At 66.4% G+C, this 16,203-nt stretch carries 13 protein-coding genes and 3 tRNA genes; 12 read left to right on the top strand and 4 right to left on the bottom strand.

Going from position 1 to position 16,203, the window contains the following annotated elements; all coding sequences use genetic code 11:
- Positions 1 to 18: 18 nt before the first annotated feature.
- A complete protein-coding gene (locus tag AC07YH_RS14170; protein WP_099535744.1) occupies positions 19 to 357 on the bottom strand; it encodes a P-II family nitrogen regulator in 339 nt (112 codons plus the stop codon).
- 237 nt (positions 358 to 594) lie between these two features.
- Between AC07YH_RS14170 and AC07YH_RS14165 the strand changes: the two genes are divergently transcribed.
- The 6 genes from AC07YH_RS14165 to AC07YH_RS14140 all read left to right on the top strand — a co-directional run bounded on the left by AC07YH_RS14165 (position 595) and on the right by AC07YH_RS14140 (position 6,662).
- Entirely contained in the window at positions 595 to 2,145 is a 1,551-nt protein-coding gene (locus AC07YH_RS14165; RefSeq protein WP_494747613.1) for an acetyl-CoA acetyltransferase, read from the top strand.
- Positions 2,146 to 2,148: 3 nt separating this feature from the next.
- Entirely contained in the window at positions 2,149 to 2,712 is a 564-nt protein-coding gene (locus AC07YH_RS14160) for a histidine phosphatase family protein (protein ID WP_494747612.1), read from the top strand.
- A 12-nt stretch (positions 2,713 to 2,724) separates the two neighbouring features.
- Positions 2,725 to 4,194 carry an NAD(P)H-hydrate dehydratase gene (locus AC07YH_RS14155; RefSeq protein ID WP_494747611.1) on the top strand — a complete coding sequence of 490 codons (1,470 nt, stop codon included), beginning with the start codon at positions 2,725 to 2,727 and terminating at the stop codon, positions 4,192 to 4,194.
- A 12-nt stretch (positions 4,195 to 4,206) separates the two neighbouring features.
- Positions 4,207 to 4,291: transfer RNA gene (locus AC07YH_RS14150), tRNA-Leu, on the top strand.
- Between the two features lie 185 nt (positions 4,292 to 4,476).
- On the top strand, positions 4,477 to 5,835 hold the full coding sequence (tig, locus tag AC07YH_RS14145) for a trigger factor (protein WP_494747610.1): 1,359 nt from the start codon (positions 4,477 to 4,479) through the stop codon (positions 5,833 to 5,835).
- 185 nt (positions 5,836 to 6,020) lie between these two features.
- Positions 6,021 to 6,662: an ATP-dependent Clp protease proteolytic subunit gene (locus AC07YH_RS14140; RefSeq protein WP_494616701.1), complete on the top strand. Its 642-nt coding sequence runs from the start codon at positions 6,021 to 6,023 to the stop codon at positions 6,660 to 6,662.
- Positions 6,663 to 6,747: 85 nt separating this feature from the next.
- Here the strand turns inward: AC07YH_RS14140 and AC07YH_RS14135 are convergent, their stop codons facing one another.
- Positions 6,748 to 7,419, bottom strand: coding sequence for an HAD-IB family hydrolase (locus AC07YH_RS14135; RefSeq protein ID WP_494747609.1), 672 nt, complete (start codon positions 7,417 to 7,419; stop codon positions 6,748 to 6,750).
- A 338-nt stretch (positions 7,420 to 7,757) separates the two neighbouring features.
- Between AC07YH_RS14135 and clpX the strand changes: the two genes are divergently transcribed.
- The 6 genes from clpX to AC07YH_RS14105 all read left to right on the top strand — a co-directional run bounded on the left by clpX (position 7,758) and on the right by AC07YH_RS14105 (position 14,906).
- Complete coding sequence (gene clpX, locus AC07YH_RS14130; RefSeq protein ID WP_494747608.1) at positions 7,758 to 9,020, top strand: ATP-dependent Clp protease ATP-binding subunit ClpX; 1,263 nt, start codon at positions 7,758 to 7,760, stop codon at positions 9,018 to 9,020.
- A gap of 400 nt (positions 9,021 to 9,420) precedes the next feature.
- Positions 9,421 to 11,820, top strand: coding sequence for an endopeptidase La (gene lon / locus AC07YH_RS14125; protein WP_494747607.1), 2,400 nt, complete (start codon positions 9,421 to 9,423; stop codon positions 11,818 to 11,820).
- A 143-nt stretch (positions 11,821 to 11,963) separates the two neighbouring features.
- Positions 11,964 to 12,242, top strand: a complete 279-nt coding sequence (locus AC07YH_RS14120) for an HU family DNA-binding protein (protein ID WP_172271492.1) — start codon at positions 11,964 to 11,966, stop codon at positions 12,240 to 12,242.
- A 107-nt stretch (positions 12,243 to 12,349) separates the two neighbouring features.
- Positions 12,350 to 12,424: transfer RNA gene (locus tag AC07YH_RS14115), tRNA-Val, on the top strand.
- A 130-nt stretch (positions 12,425 to 12,554) separates the two neighbouring features.
- Positions 12,555 to 13,427, top strand: a complete 873-nt coding sequence (locus tag AC07YH_RS14110; RefSeq protein ID WP_494747606.1) for an SPFH domain-containing protein — start codon at positions 12,555 to 12,557, stop codon at positions 13,425 to 13,427.
- A 267-nt stretch (positions 13,428 to 13,694) separates the two neighbouring features.
- On the top strand, positions 13,695 to 14,906 hold the full coding sequence (locus AC07YH_RS14105; RefSeq protein WP_494747605.1) for a glycosyltransferase family 4 protein: 1,212 nt from the start codon (positions 13,695 to 13,697) through the stop codon (positions 14,904 to 14,906).
- Here the strand turns inward: AC07YH_RS14105 and AC07YH_RS14100 are convergent.
- Both AC07YH_RS14100 and AC07YH_RS14095 read right to left on the bottom strand, forming a co-directional pair.
- A complete protein-coding gene (locus AC07YH_RS14100; protein WP_494747604.1) occupies positions 14,903 to 15,895 on the bottom strand; it encodes an LLM class flavin-dependent oxidoreductase in 993 nt (330 codons plus the stop codon). The two genes, AC07YH_RS14105 and AC07YH_RS14100, sit on opposite strands and share 4 nt — an antisense overlap.
- An 82-nt stretch (positions 15,896 to 15,977) precedes the next feature.
- Positions 15,978 to 16,054 (bottom strand) — tRNA-Asp (locus AC07YH_RS14095).
- Positions 16,055 to 16,203: the final 149 nt, after the last annotated feature.

Below are 16,203 nucleotides of genomic sequence, written 5' to 3'. Positions count from 1 at the left end.
TGTTGACGGTTTGGCCGGTTAGACGGCGGCCGGGCCGTTTTCTCCGGTTCGGATGCGGATCACTTCCGCGATCTCCGAGACGAAAATCTTGCCATCGCCGATCCGGCCCGTGCGGGCGGCGCGGGTGATGGCTTCCAGAGCCGGCTCCAGCTGGCTGTCCTCGACGACGACCTCGACCTTGATCTTAGGGAGGAAGTCCACGACGTACTCGGCGCCGCGATACAGCTCGGTGTGGCCCTTCTGACGGCCATAGCCCTTGGCTTCGAGGACGGTCATGCCCTGGACGCCCATGTCCTGCAGGGCCTCCTTCACCTCATCCAGCTTGAACGGCTTGATGATGGCTTCGATCTTCTTCATCGGTTCCAGTTCCGGGCCCGTCGGCGGCTAACCGCCTTCACTGAGCGGGCAACCATCACGCTCGCCGGAGCGCCGCAAGCGAGCGCCGCCGACATTTATGACCGTTTGGTTGTCGCACGGGCATGTGTCCGAATTTTAGGCGCCTGGCGCCTTGGAAATATACATTTCTGGAAACGCCGCCAAATGGCCTTGCGACGTGCTGTTTCGCGCCTACGATCGCGCCCAACGATCGTTTGAATGGGGGCGGAAATGCGCGACGACACACCGGTTCTGATCGGCGCGGGCCAATTCACGTATCGCGGCGAGGCGGGAAATTCACCATCTCCGCTGGAATTGCTGAAAGTTGCGGCGGAAAGAGCGGTGCTGGATGCCGGGCTGAAAGGGGCGGTTCTTGCCGAACTCGACGCTTTGGCGGTCGTGGCGTTCAGCATCGACGCGCCGGGCGGGCTTTCGAAGCTGCCGCTGCCCAGGCTGGCCGATCCGCCCGCCTCGTTGGCCCGGGCGGTTTCGGCGTCTCCGGCCTGGAGCGTCTACACCGAGACGGGCGGCAACAGCCCCCAGCAGGCGGTCAATGTCGTCTGCGAACGGATCGCCAGGGGCGAGTCGGAGTTCGCCCTGGTGACCGGGGCCGAGTTCCTGGGCTCGCTGATGAAGCGGATGAAGGGCGGCCTGGGGTTCGAGGGCTGGGGCGACGACCTGACCAGCACGCCACAGCGGATCGGCGACCCACGTCCCGGCGTGACGAAGCAGGAGGGCGCGCACGGCCTGGGCTATCCGGTGAACACCTATCCTTTGTTCGAGAACGCGCTGCGGGCGCGGGACGGGCGGTCTCTGGCCGATCACCAGAAGCAGCTGGGCGAGTTCTTCGCGCCGTTCACGAAGGTCGCCGCCGCCAACTCCCATGCCTGGTTCCCGGTCGAGCGCTCGGCGCAGGAGCTGGTCACGGTGACCGACCGTAACCGGATGGTCGGCTATCCGTACCCGAAGTACCTGAACGCCATCATGGAGGTGGACCAGTCGGCCGCCGTCCTGATCGCCAGCGTCGCCAAGGCCCGCGAGCTGGGCGTGCCGGAGGACAGGTGGGTCTTCCTGCACGGCTGCGCCGACGCCTGCGACCTTTGGTATCCGCTGGAGCGTCAGGACTATCACTCCAGTCCCGCCATGCGCCTGACCGGCGAGCGGGCCCTGGAGATGGCCGGGATCGGCGTCGAGGACCTTGACGTCGTCGACCTCTATTCCTGCTTCCCGTCCGCGGTGCGGATCGGGGCCGAGGAGATCGGCCTGGCGCTGGACGATCCACGCGGCCTGACCATCACCGGCGGCCTGCCGTATTTCGGTGGGCCGGGGAACAACTACGCCCTGCACGCCATCGCCGAGATGGTCGGCAAGCTGCGCGAGCGGCCTGGCGCCTACGGCCTGTCGACCGCAAATGGCTGGTTCCTGACCAAACAATCGGTGGGCGTCTATTCGACAAAGCCTTTCGAAGGGAAATGGGAGCGCCAGCCGCCGTCGGTGATCCAGGCTCAGATCGACGCCTTGCCGCATCCGCAGATCGTCGAGCGACCGGAGGGCAGGGCGACGATCGAGACCTACACCGTCGTCCACGGCCGCGAGGGTGTTCGGATGGGCATCGTCATCGGTCGCGACAGCCAAGACCGCCGCTTCGTGGCGCAGACGCCGGACGATCCGGAAGTGCTGCGCGATCTGGAGAGCCGCGAAGGCGTGGGCCGCACCGGTACGGTCGGCCCGCATCCGGATGGTGTCCGCAACCTCTTCACACCGGATTGAGGCATGACCATCGTTCACGTGATCCGCCACGGAAAGCCCGCCGCCACCTGGGGCGGAGATGACGAAGACCCTGGCCTCGACATGATCGGCCACACCCAGGCCGCCGCCGTCGCCGAGGCGATCCTGGCGCTGCCGGAGCCGCCGATCCGCGTGGTGTCCTCGCCCTTGCGCCGCTGCCGCGAGACCGCCGAGCCGCTGGCCAAGGCGCTGGGCGTTGAACTGATCATCGATCCCCGCGTGGGCGAGATTCCGACCCCGGCGGCGTTGAGCCACGAGGAACGCCCCGCCTGGCTGAAGCGAGCCTTCGAGGGGCGCTGGGACGAGATCCAGGGCGATCTCGACTATGTCGCGTGGACGCAGGGCGTGGCCGCCGCGCTGCGCGACTATCCGGGCGCGGCGGTGTTCAGCCACTTCGTCGCCCTCAACGCGGCGATCGGCGTCGCCACCGGCCAGGCCGAGGTCATGGCCTTCCGACCCGACCACTGCTCGCGCACGGTGTTCGAGATCGACGGCGACCGCTTGATCCTGGTGGCGAAAGGGCGCGAAGCTCAGAGCCAAGTGCTTTGAGGGAAGAGTAGCGTGGCGCGAGAGATCCTGACCGTCGCCCAGATGGCCGCGGCCGACCGCGCCGCCGTTGAACGTGGTACGCCGACTACGGTGCTGATGGAGCGCGCCGGCAAGGCGGTGGCCCAGGCGGTCCGCGCCCGCTACGCCCAGCGTCCAGTGGTGATCTGGTGCGGTCCCGGCGACAACGGCGGCGACGGCTATGTCGCCGCGCGCCACCTGAGCGAGTGCGGCTGGCCGGTCGTGGTCGAGGCGGCCCATCCGCCGTCCTCCGAAGCTTGCCGCTGGGCCGCCGGGCTTTGGACGGGCGAGACGCGGACGCTATCGACCGAACTGGCGCCGGACACACTCTATATCGACGCGCTGTTCGGCGCGGGTCTGTCGCGCTCGCTCGAGGGTGACGTCGCCAAGCTTGCGCGAGCCAGCCGCGAACCGTCGCTGACCATCGTCTCGGTCGATATCCCGTCGGGCGTCCACGGCGACACCGGCAAGCCGCTGGGCGACGCATCTTTCCGCGCCGACCTGACCATCACCTTCCATCGCCGCAAGCCAGCTCACGTGCTGATCGAAGGCCGCAAGGCCTGCGGCGATGTCCTGGTGGCCGACATCGGCTTGTCGTCCGTCGGCTCGGCCGAGCTGTTCGAGAACGCCCCCGAGCTCTGGGGCAAGCGCTTCCCCTGGCCAGCGCTGGACGCTCACAAGCACACGCGAGGCCGGCTGAAGGTGGTCAGCGGCGAGATGTGGAGCACCGGCGCGGCGCGGCTGGCCGCGCGCGGGGGTCTGCGTATAGGAGCCGGCGCGGTGACGGTGCTGTCGCCGCCGGGCGCGCTGGCGGTCAACGCTGCTCACCTGGAGGCGATCATGCTGGCGCCGTTCGGGGCCGAGGCCGACCTGGCCGTCGCCGCCGAGACGGCCGACGCGGTGATCATCGGCCCGGCGGCCGGGGTGGGGGAGGCGACGGCGCTGAACCTGCAGGCCCTGGCCCAGACCGGCGCGGCCCTGGTCGTCGATGCCGACGCCCTGACCAGCTTCCGCCACGACGTCGAGTCCCTGTTCGCCTGCCTGGACCGCGACGACGTCCTGACCCCGCATCCGGGCGAGTTCGAGCGAATCTTCCCCGGTCTGCTGGCGCGGTCGCCGGAGCGGATCGCCGCGACGCGCGAGGCGGCCAAGCGGGCAGGGACCGTCGTGCTGCTGAAAGGCCCCGACACAGTGGTCGCCGCGCCCGACGGTCGGGCGGCCGTTTCGCTGAACGGAACGCCCTGGCTGGCCACCGCCGGCTCGGGCGATGTGCTGGCCGGCTTCATCGGCGGCCTTATCGCGCAAGGCATGGACAGCTTCGAGGCCGCCTGCGCCGGGGCCTGGATCCACGCCGAGTGCGGCGCCCGCCACGGCCCCGGTCTGATCGCCGAGGACCTGCCGGGTCTGGCGCCCGCCGTACTGGCGCAGCTCTACGGGCTTGCGCGGCCCGGTCCAAATCCGTAAGCCCGCTCCCACGCGGATGTGGCGAAACTGGTAGACGCACCAGATTTAGGTTCTGGCGCCGAGAGGCGTGGAGGTTCGAGTCCTCTCATCCGCACCACCATTCTCACCGGGCCTCCAGGCCTGGATGAGTTTTGTCGCCGCCGCTCTTGGATGCTCGCGCACGTCGTGACATAAGGGCGGTCTTTCGCCGCCCCCGGCTCTCGCGGGCGGCGTCGATCTTTTGGACCCCCAGGGCGGAGTTCGAGCGCGCGGCGCCCCGGACCCGAGAAAATAAGAATGTCGATGCAGATCGTTGAAAAGTCGAACGAAGGCCTCAGCCGCGTTTTTAGCGTCACGGTTCCCGCCAGCGAACTGACCACGCGTCTGGAAGCCCGGATCGCCGAAGTCGCGCCGCAAATGAACGTCAAGGGCTTCCGTCCGGGCAAGGTGCCGGCCGCCCACGTTCGTCGCCTGTACGGCAAGGGCCTGATGGGCGAAGTCATCGAGCAGGCGCTCAACGAGACCACCACCAAGGTCCTGGAAGACAACAAGCTGCGTCCGGCCGGTCAGCCCGAGCTGAACCCGACCTCGGACATGGACAAGGTCCTGGACGGCGGCGTCGACCTGGCGTTCGACCTGGCCGTTGAAGTGATGCCGGACTTCGAGCCGATCGACCCGACCACCATCGAGCTGGTCAAGCCGGTCTACAAGGTCGGCGACGAGGAAGTCGACGAAGCTCTGGAAGAGCTGTCGAAGCAAGCGCGCACCTATGAGCCGCGCACGGGCAAGAGCCTGAAGGCCAAGGACGGCGACCAACTGCTGATCGACTTCGTCGGCACGATCGACGGCGTCGAGTTCGCCGGCGGCAAGGCCGAAGGCGCCGAGCTGGTCCTGGGTTCGGGCCAATTCATCCCGGGCTTCGAAGAGCAACTGGTCGGCGCCAAGCCGGGCGACGAGATCGTCGTGAAGGTGAAGTTCCCGGAAGAGTACCAAGCCGCCGAACTGGCCGGTAAGGACGCCGAGTTCGCCACCAAGGTCACCGAAGTCCGCGCTCCGGTCGACGGCAAGGCCGACGACGAGCTGGCCAAGCGCCTGGGTCTGTCGGACCTGGCCGCCCTGAAGGACCTGCTGCGCTCGAACCTGGGCAGCCGCTACGAGAACAGCTCGCGCTTCAAGCTGAAGCGCGCCCTGCTGGACGTCCTGGACACCAAGCACGACTTCGCCCTGCCGCCGCGCATGGTCGACGCCGAGTTCGCCGGCATCTGGCAACAGGTCGAGGCCGACAAGGCCCGTGGCGGCCTGCCGCCGGAAGACGCCGACAAGACCGAAGAGCAGCTGCAGGACGAGTACAAGAAGATCGCCGAGCGCCGCGTGCGCCTGGGTCTGGTGCTCGCCGAGATCGGCCGCAAGAACGACGTGGTCGTCACCGACCAGGAACTGACCGACGCCATCATGCGCGAAGCTCGCCAGTACGGCGCGCAAGCCCAGCAGGTGTTCGACATGTACCGCCAGCGCGCCGACCTGCAGGCCGCCCTGCGCGCCCCGATCTACGAAGACAAGGTCGTCGACCTGATCTTCAACAAGGCCAAGGTCGAGGAAAAGGAAGTCTCCAAGGACGAACTCCTGGAAGAAGACGACCTGCCGGAAGGCTACGGCGGCTAAGGCTTGCTGAGCATCGAATGAATGAGGCGCGGTCCGCGAGGGCCGCGCCTTTTTTCATGCCGCCTCGAAACCGCCGGCTCCTTGCAACCTGTTAAGCGCCACGCGATATGCGATAGCGACGGCGCGCGGGGGCTGATTCGTTTTCGGGTCAGCCAGAAGCAAGCGCCAAAGACACACGACGAAGGGTGATCCCGATGATGTACGATCCGATGGCGACGGCCATGAACCTGGTTCCGATGGTGGTTGAGCAGACCAGCCGCGGCGAGCGCGCGTTCGACATCTTCTCGCGCCTGCTGAAGGAGCGGATCATCTTCCTGACCGGTCCGGTGGAAGACGGCATGGCCAGCCTGATCTGCGCCCAGCTGCTGTTCCTGGAGTCGGAGAACCCCAAGAAAGAGATCGCCATGTACATCAACTCGCCGGGCGGCGTGGTGACGTCGGGCCTCGCGATCTACGACACCATGCAATACATCAAGAGCCCGGTCTCGACGGTGTGCATGGGCATGGCCGCCTCGATGGGTTCGCTGCTGCTGCAAGCCGGCGCGCCGGGCCAGCGCATCGCGCTGCCGAACGCCCGCATCATGGTGCACCAACCCTCGGGCGGCTTCCGCGGCCAGGCCTCGGACATCGAGCGCCACGCCGAGGACATCATCAAGACCAAGCGCCGCCTGAACGAGATCTACGTCAAGCACACCGGCCGCACCTATGAGGAAGTCGAAAAGACCCTCGACCGCGACCACTTCATGAGCGCCGACGAAGCCAAGGCCTGGGGCCTGGTCGACCACGTCTACGACACCCGCGACGCGGCCGAGGCCGGCGCCGAATAAGGCGAAAGCTTCGCTGAAACGACAAAGCCGCCGATCTTTAGGATCGGCGGCTTTTTTGTTGTCTAGCGGGCTGCGGCAAATCCGCTCAGGTCGCGGGCCTGCCTCGGAAGACGCGGTAGCCCTTCTCGTCGGCGATCGCCAGCATCTCGGTGTCGCCGGAGGTGTCGCCATAGGCGGCCGTCAGGTGCACGTCGGGGCCGAAGACCTCGCGCAGGCGCGCCACCTTTTCCTTGGCTCGGCAGTTGTTCCCGTCGAGGCCGCCCAGGATGCGGCCGTCGTCGTTGGTCATCAGGCGGGTGCCGATCAGCATGTCGGCGCCCAGGCCGCGCGCGAACGGGGCGACGGTGATCTCGGGCGAGGCGGTGACGATGACGAGCTTGGCGCCCTTGGCCCGCCAGGACCGCCAGACGGCCAGGGCGTCGGGGCGCAGCAGGGATGGGGCATGGGCCTGGGCGAAGGCCCGGGCGTCGTTCTCGATCTGCTCGACGGTGGAGCCCCGGAGGAACTCGCGAACAGCGGCCGCCTTGAGTTTCGCGCGGTTGCGATCGAACACATAGGCGATCAGCGACGGGGTCAGGCGGATGACGCCACGCGTCCACCGACGACCCGCGCGCCACTTCAGGAAGGCGTTGAAGCTGTCCCGGACGGTGAGGGTGCCATCGAAGTCGAAGGCGACGAGCGCGGGCTCGTGGCCCATCTCGCCCGTCATCGGACGCGACGCGCTCAGACCCATCGACATCAACGAACGCTTCGCCATCGACCTTCCCAATGAGCGCGCCCGGCGCGCTCGACCATTACGATTCCTGGCTTCGTCATACGGGGTTACACTGGCGGCGGTAAGGCCCCAACGCGCTCGACGCTTGCACCGGCGCGCCAATCGCCCAAATTAGATGACGAGGTCATGACGCGATCCGGACGGTTTAGGCGTTTGAGGCTTGAAAGGCGCCGCCAAGGCTTGTGAACCTAGCCCGGATCGGGGAATGTCAAGGATTAGACAACTCCCGGCGTATATCCTGCCTGCTTCGGTGGCGGTGTGTGCGCTCGGAGGGGCGTCTCGGCGTTAAGCCGTAAGCCGCCATAGTGTGAGAAGCGATCATGACGAAAGCCGCGAGCGGCGACACCAAGAGCACCCTGTACTGTTCTTTCTGCGGAAAGAGCCAACATGAGGTGCGCAAGCTCATCGCGGGACCGACGGTGTTCATTTGCGATGAATGCGTCGAGCTCTGCATGGATATCATTCGCGAAGAGCACAAGATCGCCTTCGTGAAGTCCAAGGACGGCGTCCCGACGCCGCGCGAGATCTGCGAAGTCCTGGACGATTACGTAATCGGGCAAGGTCACGCCAAGAAGGTGCTCGCGGTCGCGGTGCACAATCACTACAAGCGCCTGAACCACGCCTCGAAGAACAACGACGTCGAGCTGGCGAAATCGAACATCCTGCTGGTCGGTCCGACCGGTACGGGTAAGACGCTGCTGGCCCAGACGCTGGCCCGAATCATCGACGTGCCGTTCACGATGGCCGACGCCACGACGCTAACCGAAGCCGGTTACGTCGGCGAAGACGTCGAGAACATCGTGCTGAAGCTGCTGCAGGCCGCCGACTACAACGTCGAGCGCGCTCAACGCGGCATCGTCTATATCGACGAAATCGACAAGATCAGCCGCAAGTCCGACAACCCGTCGATCACCCGCGACGTGTCGGGCGAAGGCGTGCAGCAGGCCCTGCTGAAGATCATGGAAGGCACCGTCGCCTCCGTGCCGCCGCAAGGCGGGCGCAAGCATCCGCAGCAGGAATTCCTGCAGGTCGACACCACGAACATCCTGTTCATCTGCGGTGGCGCCTTCGCCGGCCTCGAGAAGATCATCTCGGCGCGCGGCGCGGCCAAGTCGATCGGCTTCGGCGCGAAAGTGACCGATCCGGAAGAGCGCCGCACGGGCGAGATCCTGCGGAACGTCGAGCCCGACGACCTGCAGCGCTTCGGCCTGATCCCGGAATTCATCGGCCGTCTGCCGGTGGTCGCGACCCTGGAGGATCTCGACGAGACCGCCCTGGTCAAGATCCTGACCGAGCCGAAGAACGCCTTCGTCAAGCAGTACCAGCGCCTGTTCGAGATGGAGAACATCGGCCTGACCTTCACGGAGGACGCCCTGCACGGCGTCGCCAAGAAGGCCATCGTGCGCAAGACCGGCGCGCGCGGCCTGCGTTCGATCATGGAAGGCATCCTGCTGGAGACGATGTTCGAGCTGCCCAGCTACGAGGGCGTCGAGGAAGTGGTGGTCAATGCCGAGGTCGTCGAAGGCCGGGCTCAGCCGCTGCTGATCTACGCCGAGAAGAAGGGCGGGGCGGCTTCGGCCTAGCCTCCAAGCTTCATCGCGAAATCGAGGCGCGCCTTTTTGGATAAAGGCGCGCCTTTTTCGTGGATAAGCCGGGGTCGTAAACCTGTTGGACGACCGGTGAGGCTTCGGCGCCACGGGCAGCTTGAGCGAGCGAAACTCGCGAAAAGTCTAGGCTTTGGGCGAACCTGCCCTCTCGCTTGCGATCCGGGGCATGAGGGCGCCAGCTTCGCCGGTCGGACGCGACTTGTCGCCGCTGTGGGGCGAGTACGCTTGAACCCTGTTGTAAAACGTCCACATAAATAACGAACATCCGCTCAGTCCCGGGCGGACGGGTCGTTCGACTCAGGCGCATCGTCTGAAGTTACGGCGGCCCGCATGGCCAAGGCGTCTAGGGGCGCTGAAGGCCGGGAGTATTGAGAACATGTCCGAACTACGTACGCTTCCTGTCTTGCCGCTGCGGGATATCGTTGTGTTCCCGCACATGGTCGTGCCGCTCTTCGTGGGCCGCGACAAATCCGTGCGCGCCCTCGAGGAAGTGATGCGCGGCGACAAGCAGATCCTGCTGGTCACCCAAAAGAACTCGGCGGATGATGATCCGGCCCCGGGCGACATCTTCGATGTCGGCGTCCTGGCCACCGTCCTCCAGCTGCTGAAGCTGCCCGATGGCACCGTCAAGGTGCTGGTCGAAGGCAAGGGCCGCGCGGCCGTCGTGAAGTTCACCGACCAGGAGTCCTTCTACGAGGCCCAGATCGGCGAAGTCAGCGAAGACGAAGGCGCCGGTCCCGAGGCCGAGGCCCTGTCGCGCGCGGTCGTCGAGCAATTCGAAAACTACGTCAAACTGAACAAGAAGGTGCCGCCGGAGGCCCTGGCGTCGATCCCGCAGATCGCCGAGCCGGGCAAGCTGGCCGACAGCATCGCCGCCCACCTGTCGGTGAAGATCGGCGACAAGCAGAACCTGCTGGAAATCTTCGACGTCGTGAAGCGCCTGGAAAAGGTCTTCGCCCTCATGGAGGGTGAGATCTCGGTGCTGCAGGTCGAGAAGAAGATCCGCTCGCGCGTGAAGCGCCAGATGGAGAAGACCCAGCGCGAGTACTATCTGAACGAACAGATGAAGGCGATCCAGCGCGAGCTGGGCGACCCGGATGACTCGCGCGACGAGCTGATCGATCTCGAAAAGCGCATCAAGAAGACCAAGCTTTCCAAGGAAGCCCGCACCAAGGCCGAGAGCGAGCTGAAGAAGCTGCGCAACATGAGCCCGATGTCGGCCGAGAGCACCGTGGTCCGCAACTATCTGGACTGGCTGCTGTCGATCCCGTGGGGCAAGGCCAAGACCAAGAAGATCGACCTGGTCGAGGCCGAAGGCATCCTGGACGAAGACCACTACGGCCTGGAGAAGGTCAAGGAACGGATTCTCGAGTACTTGGCCGTCCAGGCCCGGACCAACTCGCTGAAGGGCCCGATCCTGTGCCTCGTCGGTCCTCCCGGCGTCGGCAAGACCTCGCTGGGCAAGTCGCTGGCCAAGGCCACGGGCCGCGAGTTCGTGCGCATGAGCCTCGGCGGCGTGCGTGACGAGGCCGAGATCCGCGGTCACCGCCGCACCTATATCGGCTCGATGCCCGGCAAGGTCGTCCAGTCGATGAAGAAGGCCAAGACCACCAACGCCTTCGTTCTGCTGGACGAGATCGACAAGATGGGCAGCGACTACCGCGGCGACCCCGCCTCGGCGCTGCTGGAAGTGCTCGATCCGTCGCAGAACTCGACCTTCGGCGATCACTATCTGGAGGTCGACTACGACCTGAGCCAGGTGATGTTCGTCACGACGGCCAACAGCCTGAACATGCCCCAGCCGCTGCTGGACCGCATGGAGATCATCCGCATCCCCGGCTACACCGAGGATGAGAAGCTGGAGATCGCCAAGCGGCACATCCTGCCGAAGCTGGCCAAGGACCACGGCCTGAAGCCGGCCGAGTTCATCGTGCCGGACAAGGCGATCAGCGACCTGATCCGCTACTACACCCGGGAAGCCGGCGTGCGGTCGCTGGAGCGGGAACTGGGCGCCCTGGCGCGCAAGACGGTGCGTGACCTGGCCCGCGAAAAGCTGGCCACGATCACCATCGACGACGAGCGCCTGGCCAAATACGCCGGTGTGAAGAAGTACCGCTACGGCGAGACCGACGAGGTCGACCAGGTCGGCATCGTCACCGGTCTGGCCTGGACGGAGTTCGGCGGCGACATCCTGACCATCGAAGCCGTGAAGATGCCGGGCAAGGGTCGCATGCAGATCACCGGCAACCTCAAGGAGGTGATGAAGGAGTCGATCGCGGCGGCCAACAGCTACGTCCGCTCGCGCGCGGTGCAGTTCGGCATCAAGCCGCCGGTGTTCGAGAAGACCGACGTCCACATCCACGTGCCGGACGGCGCCACGCCCAAGGACGGTCCGTCCGCCGGCGCGGCCATGGGTCTGGCCATCGTCTCGGTGCTGACCGGCATCCCGATCCGCAAGGACATCGCCATGACTGGCGAGATCACCCTGCGCGGCCGGGTCACCGCCATCGGCGGCCTGAAGGAGAAGCTGCTCGCGGCCCTGCGCTCCGGCGTGAAGACCGTGCTGATCCCGCAGGAGAACGAGAAGGACCTGGTGGATGTGCCCCAGAGCGTGAAGAGCGGTCTGGAAATCATCCCGGTCTCGACCATGGACGAGGTGCTCAAGCACGGCCTCACCGGCCCCTTGACCCCGGTCGAGTGGAACGAGGCTGACGAGCCGATTGCTGCGGGTGCGAAGAAGGATGACGGCGACGCTGACGCCGTTCTCACCCACTAACTGCAACTAATCGTTGATAACTTAGGCGGCGCGGGAGATTCCCGCGCCGCTCTCGTTTGACGAGGCATTTTCAACCGCCATAATCCCCGCCGAGCCAAGCGCCGTAGGCAAAAAAGCGGCGCTGCTCAGGCTGGGAGAAAAACATGACCACAAAAGCCGAACTCGTCACGGCGATCGCCGAGAAGGCGGGCATCAACAAGAACCAGGCCAAGGACGCTCTGGAAGCCTTCATCGACGCCGTCACCGACTCGCTGAAATCGGGTCAGGACGTTCGCTTGGTCGGTTTCGGCACCTTCAAGGCCGTCGCCCGCGCCGCCGGCACCGCGCGCAACCCGCGCACCGGCGAGACCGTGAACCGCCCCGCGTCCAAGACCGCACGCTTCCAGGTCGGCGAAGGCTTGAAGTCCTCGCTGAACGGCTAAACCAGTTTCTCCGCTTAAGAGGAGCGGGGCGTCAGAGGCTGGCGCCCCGTTCTTTCGTTTTGCGCTTTGCGCATGTCTCCGCACCGGCTAGACACGCCGACCCAAGAGGGCAGTTAGCTCAGCGGTAGAGCGTCTCGTTTACACCGAGAGGGTCGGGGGTTCGATCCCCTCACTGCCCACCATTCCTCCCATCATCCTTCGTCGCGGTCTCTCCCGGTCCCAGCCGGAGAGGGCGTGCGTATGGCTGCGCTTTTGCTTTGGATAACAGCGATCAAAGTGATATCATTTTGATCGCAACGCTGGAGGAGCGTCATGACAGAGACCCGCACCATCAACCCCACCGCCGAGCGGCCTCATGCGGGCATCGGCGGCGGTCTGCCGCTTCTGGCCCTGCCGATCCTGTTGGCCGGCGGCGTCTTCGCGTTCTCGCAAGGCGTGCCGATCGTCGGCGGGCTGTTGATCTTCCTGTTCCTGCTGGTCTCCAGCGGCTTCTATTCGGTGCAGCCGAACGAGGCCTTCGTCATCACGCTGTTCGGCTCGTATGTCGGCACCGACCGCAAGACCGGCCTGCGCTGGATCCTGTTCTGGTATGGCCGCAAGAAGATCAGCCTGCGGGTGCGCAACGTCACCAGCGAGACGCTGAAGGTGAACGACAAACGCGGCAACCCGATCGAGATCGCCGCCAACATCGTCTGGCGTGTGCGGGACTCGGCTCAGGCGCTGTTCGACGTCGATGACTATTCCGCCTTCGTCCACATCCAGATCGAGACCGGCCTGCGCGAGGTCGCCTCGCACTACGCCTATGACCATGCGGAGGAGGGCGAGCCGACCCTGCGCGCCCATGCCGAGGAAGTCGGCGACCGCCTGCAGAAGGACCTGCAGCTGCGGTGCGCCGTGGCCGGCGTGGCCATCGACGAGGCTCACCTGATGCACCTGGCCTATGCGCCCGAGATCGCCGGCTCGATGCTGAAGCGCCAGCAGGCCGAGGCCGTGCTGGCCGCCCGCCGCACGATCGTCGCCGGCGCCGTCGACATGGTCGAGAGCGCGCTCAGCCAGCTGTCCGAGCGGGGCGTCGTCGAACTGGATGACGAGCGGCGCGCGGCCATGGTCTCCAACCTGCTGGTGGTGCTGTGCGCCGACCGCGAGGCCCAGCCCGTCGTCAACACCGGCACGCTGTACGGCTGACGTGGCTGGGGAGCCCAAAGAGACGAAGGGCGGACGGCGCGCGTTTCTGATGCGCGTCCGCCCCGAAGTGTTGGCCGCCATCGAGCGGCTGGCAGATGCCGAGTTGCGCAGCGTGAACGCTCAGGTAGAGATGCTGCTGCGAGAGGCTCTCGGACGACGCGGCGTATCGCTAAAATCGTCCGGGAACGGCGAGGAACCCTAGCTGTCGCAAAAGCTTTATCGATCCAGGGCCGAATGGGGGGCCTGGAGTAACGATGAGGAATCGGCGTGACGGACACGACACTGACTCGGCCCGCCGGCCTGCGCGGTTTCCAGTTCGAAATCGCTCCGCCGACTGATGGCCCGGTCCGCCTCGTCGACACCACCATGCTCTATGCCCCGCGTAGCGGCGGCGTGCGTCGGTACCTGGCCTCCAAGCGCGCCTGGCTGGCCGCCAATCGTCCGGAGGTCCGCCATACGCTGGTGGTGCCGGGCGCGCGCGATTCCTATGACGGGCAAGGGCGGGTCTCGATCTATGCCGCGCCGCTGCCGTTCGGGGCCGGTTATCGCTGGCCCGTGGTCAAGGCCGCCTGGATGGACCGCCTGATCCGCCAGCGTCCCGACCTCATCGAGGCGGGCGATCCCTACACGCCGGGTCTGGCGGCGCTGCGGGCCGGCGACGCCCTGGGCGTGCCGGTCGTCGGCTTCTGCCACACCGACCTCGGCGCTCTGGCGGCGCTGCACATCGGCGAATGGGCCGAGAAGCCGGTCCAGAAGCGCTGGGCCGCCATCTATCGCCAGTTCGACCAGGCCGTGGCCCCCAGCCGATTCATCGCCGGCCGTCTGATCGAGGCCGGGGTGCACAACGCCATCGGTCTGCCACTGGGCGTCGATACCGAACTCTTCCACCCCGCCCGCGCCGATCGTGAAGGTCTGCGCAAGCGCCTGGGCGTCGCGCCAGACGAGCGCCTGCTGGTCTTCGCCGGCCGTCCGGCCCGCGAGAAGAAGCTGGAAGTCCTGGTCAGCGCCGTCGAGAAGCTGGGCGCGCCCTACAAGCTGCTGTTCGTCGGGGCCGGCGGCGGTGCGCCGATCAGTGACCGCGCCATCTGCCTGGACTATGTCGGCGACCCGGCCGAGCTTGCCGGCGTGTTGGCCAGTTGCGACGCCTTCGTCCACGCCAACGACAACGAGCCGTTCGGCCTGATCGTGCTGGAGGCCATGGCCTGCGGCTTGCCGGTGGTCGGCGTCGCCGCCGGCGGGGTGGCCGAGTCGGTCGACCAGGAGGTGGGCGAGCTGGCGACTCGGTCCGAACCCGGCGCTTTCGCCGAAGCGATCGAAGCCCTGTTCGCGCGTGACCTGGCCGTGGTGGGCGCCGCCGCCCGTCGCCGCGCCGTCGAGCGGCACGGCTGGGACGCGGTGTTCCGCCAGCTCTGCGCCATCTATGGCGGCCTGACCGGCCGCCAGGCGTTCGGTCGCCAGCTACAGCTGCGCGATCACTAGGCTTTCAAGGCAGCCAGGATCTCGTAGCTGCGCTTGCGGGCGTCGTGGTCGTAGATCTGCGAGGCGAACATCAGCTCGTCGGCCTCGGTCAGCTTCAGCACCTGCTCGACCTTGCGCTTGACGGTCTCGGCCGAGCCGATCGCCGAGTACTGGAAGGTGTGGTCCAGGCCCGCCAACTCGGCTTCCGAGGCATGGTCGCGGATGTCATCGACCGGCGGCGGCAGCAGGCCGGGACGGCCGCGGCGCAGGGCCAGGAACTGCTGCTGGGTCGAGGTGGCCAGGCGAGTCGCTTCCCGGTCGGTGTCCGCCGCGCAGATTCCGATGCAGACCATGGCGTAGGGCTTGTCCAAGACCTCCGACGGCTTGAAGTGCCGGCGATAGAGGAGGAGGGCGTCCAGCAGCGAGTCGGGGGCGAAGTGGGCGGCGAAGGCGAAGGGCAGGCCTAGCGCCGCGGCCAGTTGCGCGCCCCAGGTCGAGGAGCCCAGCAGCCAGATCGGCACGTCCTGGCCTTCGCCCGGCACGGCGCGGATGTTCTGGTCCGGATCGGCCGGCTTGAACCAGTGCTGCAGCTCGACGACGTCCTGGGCGAACGAATCGACTGCCCCGGCATAGCGGCGCAACGCTCGCATGGTGGCCTGATCGGTGCCTGGCGCGCGGCCCAGGCCCAGGTCGATGCGGCCCGGATAGAGCGCGGCCAGGGTGCCGAACTGCTCGGCGACCATCAGCGGCGCGTGGTTGGGCAGCATGACGCCGCCCGAACCGACCCGAATCGTCTTCGTCCCACCGGCCACGTGGCCGATCACGACCGCCGTCGCGGCTGACGCGATTCCCGGCATGTTGTGATGCTCGGCCAGCCAATAGCGATGGAAGCCGAGGGATTCGGCGTGTCGCGCGAGATCCAGGCTGTTGTTGAGGGCTTGGCCGACCGGAGTTCCTTGCGGAACGGGCGCGAGGTCGAGGACGGAGAACGGCGGGTAAGCGGAGGTCATGTCCGCTACATGGCGTTCAGCGTCGGCAACTCAAGGCGTTGCGGAAAGCATTATCGATGTGAGGAGAAGAACCACCGGACGGTGGCGCGAATGACGGGACTCGAACCCGCGACCTCCGGCGTGACAGGCCGGCGCTCTAACCAACTGAGCTACATCCGCATCGTTGCGCCTGGGCGCGACGGTCGTCCGTAAACCGAGGGGAGGGCGCCTTCCGAACCCCTCTTGAAAAGGGGTGGCGCGAATGACGGGACTCGAACCCGCGACCTCCGGCGTGACAGGCCGGCGCTCTAACCAACTGAGCTACATCC

Source organism: Caulobacter sp. GW456-12-1-14-TSB4, assembly GCF_059424195.1.
Note: the sequence above shows the minus strand (reverse complement) of the source record. Positions and strands in the feature narration are given on the sequence as shown.